Source organism: Diaphorobacter sp. HDW4B (assembly GCF_011305535.1).
In the GTDB taxonomy this organism is placed as follows: Bacteria; Pseudomonadota; Gammaproteobacteria; order Burkholderiales; family Burkholderiaceae_C; genus Diaphorobacter_A.
On record NZ_CP049905.1, the window covers coordinates 1,259,103 to 1,274,322 of the forward strand.

The following is a 15,220-nucleotide window of genomic DNA, read 5'->3' on the forward strand; positions in this document are numbered from 1 at the left end:
CGTTGACTGAGCTATGGCCATACTTATCCCCAATCTGGAAGCTGCAAAAGCTGCCAAACAGAAGCCCACCGAGGGCGAAGTATTTCTTCTGGAGTTCTTGGCAACGCACTTTGACGACCAAGTTGAGGTGTACTTCCAACCCTGCTTCAACGGGGATAGGCCAGACATTGTGCTCATGTCACCCACAATGGGTGTCATCATTATTGAGGTTAAGGATTGGAACCTTGATCTCTACACCATTGATTCCGACAACAAGTGGGCCGTTAGCCTACCAACTGGATCACAACGGGTCAAATCACCATTTCAGCAGGCATACAGCTACAAGAAGAATTTCTTTGAAGTTCACGTCAATGGACTTCTTGAAAAGAGCCTCAAAAATGAAAAATTCTTCCGTCTGATCAGAACCTATGTCTACTTCCACCACGGCAGCAAGACAGCTTTAGATCGCCTCTACCAGCCTCACTTAGATCGTCTTCATGAACAGTCTCGTGAAAACGAACAGCGACTCAAAGCCAATCCCGATTTCTTTGACTCGTATGAGAAAAAGCGTGAGTGGATTGAACGAGGCAAGCACAGGTTTGAACGCGATCTTTCTTTGTCAATTCACAAAGACCGGCTCAAAAAAATTGCCTTCCCAATCGCTGCCAAGGACATGCTGTTTGAAGAGTCGGTCTACAACGAATTTAAGCGCCTGCTCAATCCACCGTTTCACTACGCAAGCGAAGGCAAGCCACCCACCTACTCAGACAAACAGGCCAAGCTGATCGTAAGCAGCGCAAAAGCACGAGCGAAGATTTGTGGCCTGGCAGGTTCGGGCAAAACCGTGGTGCTTGCAGGAAGAGCAGTCAACGCCCATAAGAGGCATGGCGGCAGAGTCTTGGTGCTGACCTTCAACATCACCTTGGGAAGCTACATCCACGACAAGATCAGTGCCGTGAGAGAAGATTTCTCTTGGAAAGCATTTGACATCACCAACTACCACAGGTTCATCAGCACTGCCCTGAACAACTCTGGTATTGCCGTTGAAATTCCAGATCACCTCTTCTATGACGGCGATGATCCGAAAGTAGGACGCCGCATTGCCAAAGAGCGCGATCAGTATCTGGAGTCTTCCTACTACAGCAATAGCTCCATCTTTGACAACGAAGAAATCAAGACTCGCTACGACACGATCTTGATTGATGAAATTCAAGACTACAAGCCTGAGTGGATCAAAATCATACGAGCACACTTCCTTGAGGAAGATGGGGAAATGCTGCTATTCGGTGATGAAAAACAAAATATCTACCAACGTGCATTAGACGGCGAACGGCGCTCCAAAGTCGTTGAAGGTTTTGGATCCTGGACGAAGCTGACCAAGAGCTATCGTTATACACACCAGTCGCCTATCATTCCACTGGTTGAATCATTTCAAAAGAGCTTCCTGCTTCAAGACTATGAACTTGATTCAGACGAGTCTTTTCAAATGAGCTTAACTAGCATTGGCATTCAAGCGTTCTCATCGTTTGACAGAGGCAACTTGGAGCAACTGGCGTCTCATATCATTGAGATAGCAAAAGAAAACAGCATTCATCCAAACGACATTTCCATCATTTCGTCGCAAGAAAATATCTTGCGTGAGCTTGACCATGTTTTGAGAACGTCAGAGGCACACAAAGAACGAACTCTGTGTGCCTTCCCCTCGTTTGAAGTCAGCCAGCATTCCAAGTTCTCCCGAAAATATCAAGAAATTAGCGCCTCAAAGAAGAAGGGGTTCAACCTCAATAGCGGCGTCATGAAGCTCAGTTCTACTCATAGCTTCAAAGGCTTTGAGTCACCCCTCATCTTCTTGCTCGTCAACAATGGCGACAGCGCAGAGATGGTCTTCACGGGTCTAACTCGTGCCAAGGAAAACGTGGTGGTCTTCGTTGAAGATGAAAGCCGGTATACGGAGTTTTTTACCAAGCACCTCGCCAAGCTCGATCTTCGTGGTACTCGTTCGGCACAGTAAAGGGACATAGGATGGAAGAAAAACAGATTGCAGAGCTTCGCAAATTCATTAGCACTATTTCGGATAAGAAGGTTGCCCCCTTCATTGACCTAAAGAAGCTTTGCGACTCAGGGATCTACAACCTTGCCGTCCAAATGGCAACGGATCATGCGGTCAAGCATGGCGACTTCAGTTTCCTGAACTTGCTCTTCACCCTCCTTGACGGCACGACACAAGGCAGTTCGTTCATATCCCTCCTTCGGCCAAAGCTCAACTTCGTTCTCACCGACACCAAGCCGCGCAAGCTGAAGAAGGCCACGGCAGACCAGGTGGCACAAGCAGCAAAGAAGGCGCTGACCAAGCCCATAGCCGTCAAGGCCGTCCCAGCAAAGCCAACCCAAAAGAAGGACAAGCGCAAGGTCAGCCACGATCTCATGGACTCACGCCTCATGCTGCCTGGCAGCTATGGCACCAGCAAACGCAGATAGAAACCTATAAGTAACGGCCAGACCCGAAAATGACAAAGCACCCAGCCGGGTGCTTTTTTTCTGTCTGTCTGGCTTAAAGGCTAGTGAAGGTGATAGCCACACCACTTCCGCTGTCTGTAGAACAAGCCTGAGCGACTGCCTGAATATTCATTTGACCTGTGCCAAATGTCTTAACTACTTGATTGGTGGTGCCCGCTGCTATTTGATCCCAGGTAGCAGCAGCGCCAGTTATCAACTTAGAGCACACAGCACCAGGCACGTTTTCATATCTAACAGAGAAGGCATTGTCACTTGCGCCACCTAAAGATGCTGGTGTCACGGTAACTACACCACCGAAGCTATTGTTGATTGCACCGTCAGCAGTTTTGTATGGGATAGCACGCATTGAGTCTGGTGTCACACGAGCATCATTAATTACTGTGTTGTTCAAGTCAGTGTAGTTTCTTGTTCCGCCGAACAAGTTCTTCACACCAGCCTTGATAGTGTCCATGTTCTTGCCTTCGGTCAAAGCCGCGTTTGACATTTGTACCTTGGTATATACGGTGTAGATACCTATACCAGCTAAAGCAATAAAGCCGACAACAAGCAAGATCTCAACCAAAGTAAAGCCTGCTTTTCTTCCATTTTTTGGAATTCTCATAATTTACCCCTTGTTTTTATAGTTATGAATAAGGAATAAATCATTTTTCAAGAAAGTCAACACAAAGTAGTTGACAAACAAAAAATAATCATTATTGTTGTATTAATCTTTGATGAGAATTCTCTCTCACCTCTGGTTATTGTTATCAGGAACCAGCGAAAGCTGGTTTCTGTATTTCAGGCCCCCACACCTTCCTGAAATAAGAAAAGCACCCTAGCGGTGCTTTTTCTTTGTCTGTTCTTATCCAGTCTTCTTGAAGCTATCGGAAGACGGTCGTGGCCGTCTTTAGCCTCACGGCACTTCTGCCCTAGCCAAACTCCTTAACTGCGCAGTTTGCATAGACGCTTGCTCACTACTGGCAGTGCTTGTCCCTTTGGACTCACTTGCAGCTTTGCAGTCCTTACCAGCCAACTGCTCTTCAATACGCTGCTGACGCTCATATTGATTCTGTCTCTCGTCTTGAAATTGCAAAACAAGAAAGCAGCAAATCATCACCAAGCACATTGCCATAACAATCATGCCATTGGCTAAAGCTTCAAGTTCTTCACTTACACCCTCAAATTCTTTATTCACCTTCATCTCCTTTGTTACTATCTATAGAGATAAATTACAAAAAACAGGAACCCACGTCAAGCCATTTGACAATCAATAAATTATTTCGTAAAACTTAAAGCAGAAATGAAAAATGCCCAAGCGGTTAACTTGAGCATTTAGGGTTCAAAAACACGCAGCTTTTCGGAGGCACCTGATTCTGATAAACATATTAAAACGTATTTAATACAAATTGTCAAGACTCAAAAAGCGTGTTTTTGAATCCTTTAGAAAATAAAGGAAAAACATGTTCAGTAATTTCATAGACTCACTACCAACAAAAGTAAGAAGCACCAACGATTTCGAGTATGGCACTCGTTTTAGAACCAAGGCCAATGCCATTGCACATCGTTATATAGAGGTCAATCAGTTCTACAAGAAATACATCGTCATAGACATAGACGACATTGACGGCGGCACAAATCCGAGAGAACTAGGCTCTGCCTTCCTATGGGAAGAACGAAGACTTCCCCCTCCAACCTATGTAGTCATCAATCCAGCCAATGCACGTTGCCACTACTACTATGAGCTAAACACTCCCGTGTACTACACAGCCAATGCAAGAAGAGCACCGCAAAACTATTACGAAAACACCGACCTTGCTTTAACTAGTGTTTTAGGGGCCGATTCTGCATATGCTGGCAAGTTTGCGAAGAACCCTATGCATGAGTCCTGGAGAACGATTTATCACAATGCCAGATATGATTTAGAGGACTTTGCTGAATGGGGTCTAGATTTATCTAACCACAAGAAGAAGAGGAAGGTAGAAAGAGAGCTAGGTGGACGAAACACTACCCTTTTTAACAAGCTTCGTGAATGGGCATATGTCCAAGTCAAGAAAACACCGTCCTATGACCTTTTCCAGCAATATGTTGACTCCAAGGCACTCTCTATCAACAAAACCTTCGTAGATTGCCAATACGGGGTTCTAAGTGCCAAAGAAACGCTTTCTACTGGCAAGTCTGTAGGGAACTGGACATGGAGACACCAAGCAACCATAGGCAATGGCGATCCCAATAGAGGAATCATGCAGCTACCAGCAGACATGTCATTGAAGGCCAAACTAGCTGCTGGCGCTGCATATGCTCACGAGAACAATACTGCGAAGCAGACGACCCGCGATGCAGTCATTGCAGCAGCGATTGCTGTGAAGGCTTCTGGCTTGATGGTCACTCAGCAGTCTGTTGCCATTCGCGCTGGAATTCCTATTCCAACAATTAGACGTTATTGGAATGATGTTGACAATGCACTTGGACTCTACAAAAGGTGAGCCAAAATTTTTCCGCAGGGAATTTATTTGCTTTCGCAAATATCTCTTTCGCTAATGTACTATTAATTAAATATCTGATGATGTACTTAGTTGAAAATTCAACTATATGATCATTTTGCCCCCTATCAGATATATACCCATTAATGGGTGGTTTCATGCAAAGGAAATTCCGAAGGATTTATAACAAAAACAATGATCCCGAATGGGCTTTCAAAGCAAAAAGAAGTGTCCGAAGGACTAAAGAGAAAGAAGTAAAGAAAAATTGGCGGTCCACTTTTTTTCACCACTTTCCTTGAACAATCAGCTAACAGCACTTAGTTGAAAACCCAACTATATGATGTCTAGGTGTCTATCAAGTAAGCAGATAAACAAAAAGCACCCGCAGGTGCCTTTTATCTTATTCATCTTTATGTGATCTAGCATACAGTCTCTTGAGCTTTGTCATCAAGCCTGCCAACTGCCTTTCATACATTTCTACATCCATGATGCTCTCCATGTAAGCTTCCCCGTCTTCAGAGGACAACTCAATCTCATCAGCATCAAACAGTTCGTGAAGAGACTCTTCCCCTTTTAGTCTTGCACCATACAAGAACAAATACTCCTGCAAGATTAGAAATCTCTGTGAATGTATCTCCTTCTCCAACTTGCTCTTTGCTGACCTCATTCTTGGTGTATCCATATTTCCCCCTTGTAGTTAATATATATATTAACTACAAGAAAAAATACTTATTGTCAAGATAGTTCAACGGGTTATTTTTTGGCCTAGGTTGTCGTCTTTTGAAAGCCATACCCGGCTGGGAGCCCCTACTTCATTTGTCTTCTTCAAATAAAGCAGGTCGATTTAAATTGCACGATATTTAACTCAACAACCCCTTGACAATCCACTTGTTTTAATTATTATTGATTTGTTGCCATGAAGTTCTAGTTTCTTGTAATTTCTAATTCTCAGTGGTGACTGTTATTGTTAAATCTAAAAAATGGGAAGCTTCGGCTTCCTATTTTTTTTCTTATCAACACTGCCTTGTTGACTTTGATTTTTCCATTGCTATAAGAGGGAGATAACTACAAAAACAATGGGAGAAAATAATGAACAACAAAGCGAAAGGTTTTACCTTAATTGAATTAATGATCACTGTAGCTATCGTCGGTATCTTGGCAGCAGTGGCATTGCCTGCTTACCAGAACTACACGATTCGCGCACAGGTGTCTGAGGGCTTCACTCTCTCTGGAGGTGTCCAGACTGCTGTAGCCGAGTTCTACGCACAGAAGGGGGAGTTTCCTGCCGATCTTGCGGCTATCGGCGTGACTGCCGCCCCTACAGGCAAATACACAGCCTCTGTTGGCATGACTGACGGTGTGATCCTTGTGACCTATGGCAAAGGGGCCAACAGCAAGATCAAAGACACGGGCACAGTGACCTTGACCCCAGAGGATGACAAGCAAGGCAACATCCATTGGAAATGCGCTCCTGGTGGCACTGTGACAGCCGCCTATGTACCTTCCTCATGCACCAACGACTAACTCAAGAACAAGGCACCTACGGGTGCTTTTTTGTTGTCTATCAAAAGTGGATCACGTCAGTGAAGAATGGACCGCTGCGTCGGGTCCTTCCGAAAGCTCTTGCAGGCGATCAAACCGACCTGGCACAACCAGAAGAAGGCTATGGATTCATGGACGATATGCGCTGCATACCGACACGCTTGCCGTGGATAACTCAACGAGTTTCCCACCGCACATGTCTTCGCCCACAAGCTCACAGCCACCAACTACGTTTTTTGTATTTTTTCCTTAAAACCAATACCCTGCTTATCAGTTAGAAGTTCTTTCGGTTCATCTTCTTAATGAAGTTCTTTTCCACAGGCTCAAACACCCCTACTGCTCTGTAGGCTTCTCTTATTTCCATTGCTTTTCTAAACATGTAGGGAGCAATGACCGTCAATGGTGGAATCAAGCTTATGAAAGCAAGAACCTTCCTGGCCTTGGCTGCACTTTTGAGAATCAACGCATCAGTGACTACTTGCTCATCCTTCTGTTGAACACCCACCAAGAAATGGTGCTTGTAGACTGTATTGAACTCTTTGGAGTCTGCAAACTGGAAAGCGACTCCCTGCCCGATAGCAACACCCATTTTTGGGATCATTGCCACACTCTCTATTCTCACTACGTTCTTGTCTGCTTCCTCAATGGTCAAATGCTCATAGACAAGATATCTTCCTGAGTAGGTCACAATGCCTCGACCTATTACCTTACCTTTTACCAACCTCAATATATTGCTCACACCTTCTCCTTTATAGTTATCTAACTATATTCACAGAAAATGAAGCAATGTCAATTCGACAAACTAGCGTACATCTATTATTCTGTCAAACAAACTATTTGCAGCTTTTTTACGATGTGGAGCACAACAACTTGATTTTGTCAATAGGTCTGTTATAGTGAACCGATAGATAAGGATAACGATATGAGCGCACGTCAAACCGCAGTGATTAATGGCCTCTTGGCTGAGAATGTTGGGAAGAATGATTTGGTTCGTTCTGCTCAAGCTAAAGCCATTGATGCTGATCGTCGTGCCTCTGATGCAGAACACCGTGCTCGTATGAACGAAGGTTCTGCACAACATATTGAAGTTCTTAGAAACAATATCGCCAAGCTTCAGTATGAATTGAGCGAAGCCAATTCTGCTCGCTTTAAGCTGATTGATGAAAATGCTGCCTTGACTATGGAGCTTGCGAAATACAAGCAGCAAGCAAATGAATTCAGGTCTTTGTTGTCTCGCCCAATGAAGGAGATCGCTGATATGAGTGGCGACTTCAAAAAGGCTTATGAGGTTCAGCAGCAGATGTTGGCTGAATGGATCATGGGACAGAAGGCTTATAAAGAAACGGCAATGCAGCTTGGCATGGAAGTGGGCAAGTCCTCTGAAGAAATTCAGCAACTTGCAACCCAAAACGCCAACGCCGTGCTTGAGAACCGTACCGAGCATGGGAACGACTCAACCACCAGCCCTACTCTTGCAGACCATGCTTCAGCAATCCTTGCCATTCGTAGGAAGAACGGCAAAGCATAAAGCACCAACAAAAAAGCACCTTATAGGTGCTTTTCTTTTACCAGCCTCGAAATGAAGCCAGATGAACTTCTGGATAGTTGTACTTCAGGAACTGCAAGAATCCGTTGAAGCTTGTAGCGAGCTTGTTCAGTCGTACTTCCACCTCCCGATTGACTTCTTGCCGCTGCTCATAGCTCAGATCTCTTGACACATATAAATTCCTGAAATCTCCAGAATTGTTCGTGTCATAAACGGATCTTTCGTTATAAATTGCTGTTCTGATGTAGTTATTCAATTCACAAAGATCAGACCAGAAGCCATAGAAGTGACCTTCCAAGTGAGGATCAAAGAAAGGACGACAGTGAGGAAAGTCTTTTCCAAAGTTCTCCAAGACATCTTCTACAGTGAATAGATCCATGTTGAATCTTGCAGGCAAGCCATTGACCAAAGCAGGCATCTGCGTAAGTGGCAAGAATTCCATTAACCCAACAAGCGCCCCGGTATCCATCGACCTTGCTTGTGTTTGATGCTTGAATACCTGATCAACATAGTATTCATGCTCGGCCTTCAAGCGATGCAACTTCTCTGGCGGAAAGTTGAATTCATCATTGTCAACTTCTGTGTGGTGGTTAGGGCACAAGAGAATTAAATTCTCATATCCATCCCTACTTCCTTTCAATGGCAAGTTGCCACGAGCACCACCAGTATTCTTGGCGATGACATGGGCCATTTCCCCAATCTTCACTCGCCGCTCAACAACAGGTTTCTTGCAAATACTGCATCGCCCCGCTGCCAAACCAAATAGTTTTGAAATCGTATGCCCAGTTATCGCCACAACACAACTCCCTACGCTTCATAGATGTCATCACATACTAGCACTGCCCTGTGGCTCTACCAACGAGTTCTGGGCTAATTTTTCGTCCATCCCCTTGCTCATTGACTTCTTTAAAATTATTTGTATGTTGTTCTATAAAAGGAGAACGACATATGATATGTTTACCACTATTTAATCACTACATGAAAGAGATCATGGGCATGACAGTGAAGAACGGTTTTAATGAGAGAATTTCCGCACTTGGATCATTACTTCAAGCTGAAGGGCGAGTTCAACTTGAAATGGAAGAGATCAGCTACCTTCATGATCGCTTCTCTTCATGGATGACTCTTTTTGAAGTTGCAGGATTGCTATGGGAGTTTAGATTCAATAAATTCTTACGCGAACTTTTAGTCTTATGCACTGACGGAAACATTGATGAACTTAGGGCTATGGCTAGAGATTTTTATCTACAAGGGAAAAATGCTCATGATGCCTCAAGAGAATATAAGTCAATTACCGCGAAACGAAGAAAAGACATCAATGCCATTGTTGAAACCACCCCAGAGAACTCTCTCTGATCAAGAAATCTGGGAAGAACTCCTGCACACCGAAGCCAGTCAACGATATCTGGCAGCACAAGTGAAAATTGCGGAAGCGCTTTTGGACAGAACAAATCTATAGAAGCACCTTCGGGTGCTTTTTTGTTGACTTGCGCCAGAATTTTCATATGTTGATCTCAAAAGGAGATTAATATATGAAGAACTATTGGTTAAAGTTCATTTACTGGCTAAGGAAGCTTATGACTGCCCCTCTCATCCTGGAAAACTGCTCGCATTCAATCAAACCCCAAGACATAGTTTCAGCCGTTCTGATCCGCAAGAAGAACGGACTTACTGAGCTGTCAATCACCACAACGACGTCACGCCTTCCTCTCCGCGTTCCTGCGACGCCACACAATATTAACGTCATTTCTTTGTACTGTTCTATTTATGAATTCTCAGAAGAGAACGACGAAGAGTACGTAGAGATTTCAGAAAGTATCCAGAACGCCACGATGCGCATCAATAACAAGAAGGCACTTAAAATCTAAACTATCATGTGCCTCTGCGCGGAAGCGCTTCTTGACAAGAACTTCCCACAGAAATCTTGATGGTGATCAACACTTGGATCGTCACGTCAGTGGGAAGGCCCGACCTTCCTTCCGATAGATTGCCAGCAACAAGCTTCACCCTCACTAAATAAAAAAGCACCCGAAGGTGCTTTTCTTGTTTTAGACATCATTTCTGTCGCCGTCAGGAAACTGTGGTGGCTCATCCTCTTTCTTTGTCTGAGCAGGATTGTTCGCCTCAAAGTCAAAGCTACCTTGATTTGGATCTCCCTCTACTTGGTTGGTAGCAGGGTTGAACACAAAGGACTCTGGCACTACTGGCCCTGCCTCAGCTTGTGGTGCAGCAGCGCGAGCAGTCCCCTCTTCACTGCTTCCAGCCTGCTGGTAGGCACGTGCAATGTGTGCTGTCATGGCAGAGCCGCTATCAGGGTGCTGGCTCACAGCCTGGTCAAACACGGACTGGAACTGACCACCAAGCGCGGCCTTGGCCTTGCCTAGATCGTTCATGGCTCGTTGTGCTTTCCCGTTGTCTATGCCACCACTACCGTTGCCTGCCACTGTGTGAAGGTAGTCACTCGCACCCCCACCAAAATCTTCCCCTGCTTTTGCAAGCAAGGAGTTCGTCACGATCCCCTGTGAGATCTCCCCAGCAGCTTCCTTCGCACCACCGTAGGCAGCAAAGCCGTCTGCTGACTGCTCCTGCATGGACTCAATGAATGCAGCCCCTGCTTCACCACCGTGAGGCTTGACAGCAGCAATCGCACCACCCAAGGCGTGCATCTTCTCTTGGCTCTCAAAGCTGTCAATGTTGTCGGCATTGATCCCCATAAAGGACGCAATTTCCTCACCAGTTCCAGGTCCAAAGTTTTCATCCAACTTGCCTTTGAAGTCATCAAACTCTTTGTTGTTCTTCAAGCCCTGGAACTGCTTGTTCTTAGCTTCGGTAGCCTTGTTCTCTTTTGCAGCTTTATGCTGCTTACCAATATCAGCCAACTGCCTTCCGCTGTTCTGCATGCCTTGAGAAAGCCCACGGCCAGCAGTGAACGCGGCAACAGCACCCACAGCACCTTGTGATCCTTCACCCATCTTGCCTGCATAGTGACCAAGCTGATCACCACCACCACCAATCCACTTCATAAGCTCGTCAGGAATCACATGCATCAAGCCAAAGGTCTTCTTGATGAATGAAAACATGATGCCGACATAGATAGCAGTTCCAGCAATCATGCCTATGAAAAACCCAAGCCCTTTGCCGTCACCTTGACTGAAAGAGAAAACTTGGAAAAACACCTTGTTGATGAATTCACCCATCACTGAGGAAATAACAACAGCAGCAATGAAGCCAAAGATGGCCAAGCATGGTCTTAAAAGAAGACCTAATACCATCATGTACCCATTGCCACCACGACCAGTCAAATCGTCACCACTAGGGTGAAGGTGCATGATTGCCCAAAGAGGTGCAGCGATTACACTGATCACCACTGCTATTAACCAGCCTCCCAAAATTCCAAGCCACATCATGAATGGCAACATTGGAATCAAGTAGCTTGCTGTAAATGCAGTAGCTGCCAACGCCGTGATCGGCAAGCCTAAAAATCCTACAAGGATGAGCAACACGTTAGACACTGTTGTTGCTATCGCAGACGCTGAAGGAAATAAAGCAGCAATACCAGCCGCGCCAGTGACACCAATCAATGTGATGATCATGCCAGTCCAAAACGCTTGAAGTCTGGAACCCATTTCGTTGATCACGATGACTGGATGTCTTGTGTCGTTTTTCAACTCGTACAAATCAATTGAGGTCAAGCCACGAGTCAAAGCATTCATGATGCGGCCACTGAAACCAAGCTCTTGAGTAGCCTTAGAAGCTTCGGTATCCTTTTTTGCATTGATAGCATTTGCTGCTGATCCATAGTCAGGATTACCAGCAGCAACCACCTTAAGGCCTGTCGCTTGTAATGCTTCTGCCTGGTCGTTAAATGCTGATTTAGAAAACTTGCTGTCTGGCACTGCGGCCAAGGCATTGGTGATTTTGTTGTTGGTCACAACGGTGTTCATGAAGTAGGCACCGGCCATGAACCAGCCATACTTATGCGCAGAATTGGTTGTGTCGCTAGGGGTCATGGCAACTGCAAGTGCAGCAGACTTCACTGCTGCTAAATACTGCATCGTGCCAGCCTTCACTGCCTTGGTATAGAACTTTCCAGCAGCCTCTACATCCATGTTGTCGCCCTCTTTCACAAGCTCTTGCGCGGCCTTTTCTGCAACCAAAATCATTGCAGCAGTAGCAACCTCGTGAGCCTTGTTGATCAACTGAATGTCGGTTGGCTGAAACAAGCCGTCAAGAGGACCCAAGTAACCTCTATTAGTGGAAGTTGGCCCATCAGCTACGGTGGAGTTCTCAATCTTCTCGCCAAAAGTCACTTCACCACAGTCATTTTTAGACCATCCTGATATAAGACCTTTCTGATCTCCAAAGTTATAGGTTCTACTCTTTTCGTCGTAGGCTCTTGCGTAGTTGTAGCGGCTCTTGATTGTTAAAACACTATCAGTTTCCTCAACAGCTTGCTTGTTCGCTTCTACACAGACCTGTGCCATAAAGACGTTCTCTGCTAGAAGCCTTACCTTGTCTTCAGTGTTCTTGTTGATACTCAAATTGGCTGAAACACCGGGAGTTTGCATATATGCGTCCCAAACAATGTCTGCCAACCCAACACCTTGCAGTATCAACCACATGACCATCTGCTGCATGATGCAGTAGCCGCCTGATAGCACTGGCACCACAAGTGCTGTTCCTAATGAATAGCGGATGGGAATCCAGACGGAAGAAAACTTCTTGCCAAGCATTTCGCCGTCATGAGCAGTTCCTAGCGTACCGGCCAAGATTGTGTAGGTCGCAAGAATGCCACCTACGATTAATACCGCCCCATTAAAAGTGCTTATCGCACTACCGAATGCATCATTGCCACCGATAGTGACCAATGATCCAAATATTTGACCTAATACCTTGACACTGATGTCGTCAGCCACTGGTGTAAATGGCCCATCAGCTAATGCCAAACTTGGCAACAACATTGCCAAGAACATGATCCATGCTTTTTTCATTTCAACTCCCCTTTTTTTATTTGTAGTTATCTTATTAATTTACAAGACAAAAAACAAAAGGCAAGTCAACAACGTTTTTAGACGAAAAAAGGCAGATGAAAAATCATCTGCCTAATAAGCAAGATAAAACTTGGGGAGTCTAGCTGCTCACATATTAATTTAGTGAAAATTAATCGTTTGTCAAGACTAACAAGAAGACAAGTGAACCAGTTTAAATCCTAGGCCCCCTGACAGTTCCAGTTCCTGTGCTATCAAATAAGTACTTGCGCCTCATTTGCATAATCTTGCTCTGCACATTTTCAACAGGCTTCTTCTGGTGTGTCATCTGAGCAATTCTCTTTCTAGCCATGATGGTGTCTTCAGAACACTGAACACCGTGCAAGTACCACTCCGTGGTTCCGTCCGATCCAAGTAGCGCCGGTCCGTCCTCACGGTGAAGCATGCCTTCTAGATACCAAGCCTTCGCACCGTCTGCGGCTTCCACCGCTGGGCCACCAACTCTGTGCCTCTCGCCATTGAGGTACCAAGCCCCACTGCCACCTGGATAGACGATTGCTGGGCCTTCTACACGGTGCCTGGCACCTCTAACCCACCACTCACGGCTTCCGTCCGCCCACTCCACAGCAGGGCCACCTATACGGTGGATCTCCCCATGCTGATACCAGGTGCTAGATCCGTCACTCTCCACACACGCCGGCCCACCCTCACGGTGCAGCTTGTCATTGAAGTACCAAAGCTCGCAGCCGTCCTCCATGTATCTGCCATTCTTCATTCTTACCCCGCATATTTTTTCTACCCTAGCAGAAGAAATATTGAAATCAATATTCAGGCAACCCAACGTGCCACGTAGGATCACAACTTACCAGTTCCTGTACCTTTTCATAGAGGAAGATCACAATACAACCCATACAGCGACGAACTTGAATCGGCAAGCAATTGCCACCTAGTGATCACCCATCAACTGCCATTCAGATAGATAGGCTATCTGTAGGAGGGTTTACATATGACTTAAAACACAAAGGATAAATTATGAATATTCAAGAACAAAACTATCTGCACAACATTGATAGCCAAACTGGTTTGGCTGGTGTTCCTTCCAACTTCGTTGATTTGGTTCTTACCGATCCACCCTACGGCATTGCAGACAAAGCCAAGCTCACCAAAGCAGGCAATCAAATTGTCTCTACAGAACAAGCTTGGGGTCAGGACTTCAATGATCAGTGGCCTGATATCAACGCCTACTATGCTTGGCTCAAGCCCTTCATTGCTCAGTTTGTTCGCATTCTTAAAGACAATGGTTCATTGATTCTTTTCCTTGATAGGAAGTACACCGGACTCATTGCTCACTACTTGGAACACGACTTTCAGTTGAATTTCAAGAACAAGATTTACTTCAAGAAGAAAAATCCTGTCCCTCACATTCGTAAGAACAACTATCGCTCCACCATTGAAGAGGCTGTCTGGTTCACCAAGGGCAAGCAGTACACCTTCAACTTTGGCCCACAGGCCGACATGGTGCAGTTCTACGAGGGAGCTATTGGCCGCAAGACCACCCGCCACCCAACCGAGAAATACGGCTGGATGATTGAGCCATTGATTCGGAACCACACCAAGCCTGGTCAAGTCGTTCTTGACGCCTTTGCAGGTTCCGCCACCACTTTGGTGATTGCCAAACAGCACGGTTGCAATGCCATTGGCTTTGAGAAGGACACACGCTTCTACGAGATGGCCAAGGCTCGCATTGAGCAAGAGCAGCTTGCTTTTGACTTCGGCAACGCAGAGTAAAGGGGCAAGAATATGAAGAACACTACCTGCCTCCAATACTGCATCAACGGAATGAACGACAAGATTTTCACCTTTGCCAACACCAAAGACGGCAAGGCATTGGTTCAAATCTTTAAGAAATGGGGTAAGACCCGTGACGAGCAAATTCAAGAATTGCTCATTGGGTTCAACAGCTACTACATGGTTCAAGCAGGCATGATGATGCGAGGCATGCCAAAGAACCCTCGTTCAGTCATTGAGTTCATGTCATCAGAAGACTTCACAAAGCTCCATGATGAACTGACCAAGACAGTTCAAGAGAACTATCCTCTTTTGATGTCATTTCTTAAGAGCAAACAGAAGCGAAAGCTTGAAGCATTGTTTACGTAAACCAAAGGCACCTTCGGGTGCTTTTTTCATTC

Annotated in this window: 14 protein-coding genes; 9 read left to right on the forward strand and 5 right to left on the reverse strand. The window is 45.5% G+C overall.

Annotated features, from left to right (window positions below):
- The first annotated feature begins 13 nt into the window (after positions 1–13).
- Both G7048_RS06020 and G7048_RS06025 read left to right on the forward strand, forming a co-directional pair.
- Positions 14–1,990, forward strand: a complete 1,977-nt coding sequence (locus G7048_RS06020) for a nuclease-related domain-containing DEAD/DEAH box helicase (protein WP_166067265.1) — start codon at positions 14–16, stop codon at positions 1,988–1,990.
- Positions 1,991–2,001: 11 nt separating this feature from the next.
- On the forward strand, positions 2,002–2,457 hold the full coding sequence (locus G7048_RS06025) for a hypothetical protein (protein ID WP_166067266.1): 456 nt from the start codon (positions 2,002–2,004) through the stop codon (positions 2,455–2,457).
- Between the two features lie 73 nt (positions 2,458–2,530).
- Here G7048_RS06025 and G7048_RS06030 read toward each other — a convergent pair whose 3' ends face one another.
- Both G7048_RS06030 and G7048_RS06035 read right to left on the reverse strand, forming a co-directional pair.
- Complete coding sequence (locus tag G7048_RS06030) at positions 2,531–3,097, reverse strand: type 4 pilus major pilin (RefSeq protein ID WP_166067267.1); 567 nt, start codon at positions 3,095–3,097, stop codon at positions 2,531–2,533.
- Between the two features lie 291 nt (positions 3,098–3,388).
- On the reverse strand, positions 3,389–3,670 hold the full coding sequence (locus G7048_RS06035; RefSeq protein WP_166067268.1) for a hypothetical protein: 282 nt from the start codon (positions 3,668–3,670) through the stop codon (positions 3,389–3,391).
- Between the two features lie 265 nt (positions 3,671–3,935).
- Here G7048_RS06035 and G7048_RS06040 point away from each other — a divergent pair, with 265 nt between their 5' ends.
- Both G7048_RS06040 and G7048_RS28700 read left to right on the forward strand, forming a co-directional pair.
- Positions 3,936–4,958, forward strand: a complete 1,023-nt coding sequence (locus G7048_RS06040; protein WP_166067269.1) for a replication initiation protein — start codon at positions 3,936–3,938, stop codon at positions 4,956–4,958.
- 1,086 nt (positions 4,959–6,044) lie between these two features.
- Positions 6,045–6,479: a pilin gene (locus G7048_RS28700; protein WP_166067270.1), complete on the forward strand. Its 435-nt coding sequence runs from the start codon at positions 6,045–6,047 to the stop codon at positions 6,477–6,479.
- Positions 6,480–6,771: 292 nt separating this feature from the next.
- Here G7048_RS28700 and G7048_RS06050 read toward each other — a convergent pair whose 3' ends face one another.
- Positions 6,772–7,236 carry a hypothetical protein gene (locus G7048_RS06050; RefSeq protein WP_166067271.1) on the reverse strand — a complete coding sequence of 155 codons (465 nt, stop codon included), beginning with the start codon at positions 7,234–7,236 and terminating at the stop codon, positions 6,772–6,774.
- A gap of 183 nt (positions 7,237–7,419) precedes the next feature.
- On the opposite strand from G7048_RS06050, the gene G7048_RS06055 reads away from it, so the two are divergent.
- Positions 7,420–8,025: a hypothetical protein gene (locus G7048_RS06055; RefSeq protein WP_166067272.1), complete on the forward strand. Its 606-nt coding sequence runs from the start codon at positions 7,420–7,422 to the stop codon at positions 8,023–8,025.
- A 37-nt stretch (positions 8,026–8,062) separates the two neighbouring features.
- On the opposite strand, the gene G7048_RS06060 is transcribed toward G7048_RS06055, so the two are convergent.
- Positions 8,063–8,734: a hypothetical protein gene (locus tag G7048_RS06060; RefSeq protein ID WP_166067273.1), complete on the reverse strand. Its 672-nt coding sequence runs from the start codon at positions 8,732–8,734 to the stop codon at positions 8,063–8,065.
- Positions 8,735–9,039: 305 nt separating this feature from the next.
- On the opposite strand from G7048_RS06060, the gene G7048_RS06065 reads away from it, so the two are divergent.
- Together G7048_RS06065 and G7048_RS06070 are read left to right on the forward strand one after the other, a co-directional pair.
- Positions 9,040–9,399: a hypothetical protein gene (locus G7048_RS06065; RefSeq protein WP_166067274.1), complete on the forward strand. Its 360-nt coding sequence runs from the start codon at positions 9,040–9,042 to the stop codon at positions 9,397–9,399.
- A gap of 176 nt (positions 9,400–9,575) precedes the next feature.
- Positions 9,576–9,911 carry a hypothetical protein gene (locus tag G7048_RS06070; RefSeq protein WP_166067275.1) on the forward strand — a complete coding sequence of 112 codons (336 nt, stop codon included), beginning with the start codon at positions 9,576–9,578 and terminating at the stop codon, positions 9,909–9,911.
- A 180-nt stretch (positions 9,912–10,091) separates the two neighbouring features.
- Here G7048_RS06070 and G7048_RS06075 read toward each other — a convergent pair whose 3' ends face one another.
- Entirely contained in the window at positions 10,092–13,034 is a 2,943-nt protein-coding gene (locus tag G7048_RS06075) for a DotA/TraY family protein (protein WP_166067276.1), read from the reverse strand.
- Positions 13,035–14,063: 1,029 nt separating this feature from the next.
- On the opposite strand from G7048_RS06075, the gene G7048_RS06080 reads away from it, so the two are divergent.
- Positions 14,064–14,819 (forward strand): site-specific DNA-methyltransferase, encoded by a 756-nt coding sequence (locus G7048_RS06080; RefSeq protein ID WP_166067277.1) that lies wholly within the window; start codon positions 14,064–14,066, stop codon positions 14,817–14,819.
- A 51-nt stretch (positions 14,820–14,870) separates the two neighbouring features.
- Positions 14,871–15,188, forward strand: a complete 318-nt coding sequence (locus tag G7048_RS06085; RefSeq protein ID WP_240933182.1) for a hypothetical protein — start codon at positions 14,871–14,873, stop codon at positions 15,186–15,188.
- The last annotated feature ends 32 nt before the right edge of the window (positions 15,189–15,220 follow it).

What these genes read in the sequence shown, in the direction of transcription:
- G7048_RS06075 (WP_166067276.1), bottom strand. Translation starts at nt 13,034, where the DNA reads ATGAAAAAAGCATGGATCATGTTCTTGGCAATGTTGTTGCCAAGTTTG.
- G7048_RS28700 (WP_166067270.1), top strand. Translation starts at nt 6,045, where the DNA reads ATGAACAACAAAGCGAAAGGTTTTACCTTAATTGAATTAATGATCACT.
- G7048_RS06020 (WP_166067265.1), top strand. Translation starts at nt 14, where the DNA reads ATGGCCATACTTATCCCCAATCTGGAAGCTGCAAAAGCTGCCAAACAG.
- G7048_RS06025 (WP_166067266.1), top strand. Translation starts at nt 2,002, where the DNA reads ATGGAAGAAAAACAGATTGCAGAGCTTCGCAAATTCATTAGCACTATT.
- G7048_RS06080 (WP_166067277.1), top strand. Translation starts at nt 14,064, where the DNA reads ATGAATATTCAAGAACAAAACTATCTGCACAACATTGATAGCCAAACT.
- G7048_RS06055 (WP_166067272.1), top strand. Translation starts at nt 7,420, where the DNA reads ATGAGCGCACGTCAAACCGCAGTGATTAATGGCCTCTTGGCTGAGAAT.
- G7048_RS06070 (WP_166067275.1), top strand. Translation starts at nt 9,576, where the DNA reads ATGAAGAACTATTGGTTAAAGTTCATTTACTGGCTAAGGAAGCTTATG.
- G7048_RS06085 (WP_240933182.1), top strand. Translation starts at nt 14,871, where the DNA reads ATGAACGACAAGATTTTCACCTTTGCCAACACCAAAGACGGCAAGGCA.
- G7048_RS06060 (WP_166067273.1), bottom strand. Translation starts at nt 8,734, where the DNA reads ATGGCCCATGTCATCGCCAAGAATACTGGTGGTGCTCGTGGCAACTTG.
- G7048_RS06030 (WP_166067267.1), bottom strand. Translation starts at nt 3,097, where the DNA reads ATGAGAATTCCAAAAAATGGAAGAAAAGCAGGCTTTACTTTGGTTGAG.
- G7048_RS06040 (WP_166067269.1), top strand. Translation starts at nt 3,936, where the DNA reads ATGTTCAGTAATTTCATAGACTCACTACCAACAAAAGTAAGAAGCACC.
- G7048_RS06065 (WP_166067274.1), top strand. Translation starts at nt 9,040, where the DNA reads ATGACAGTGAAGAACGGTTTTAATGAGAGAATTTCCGCACTTGGATCA.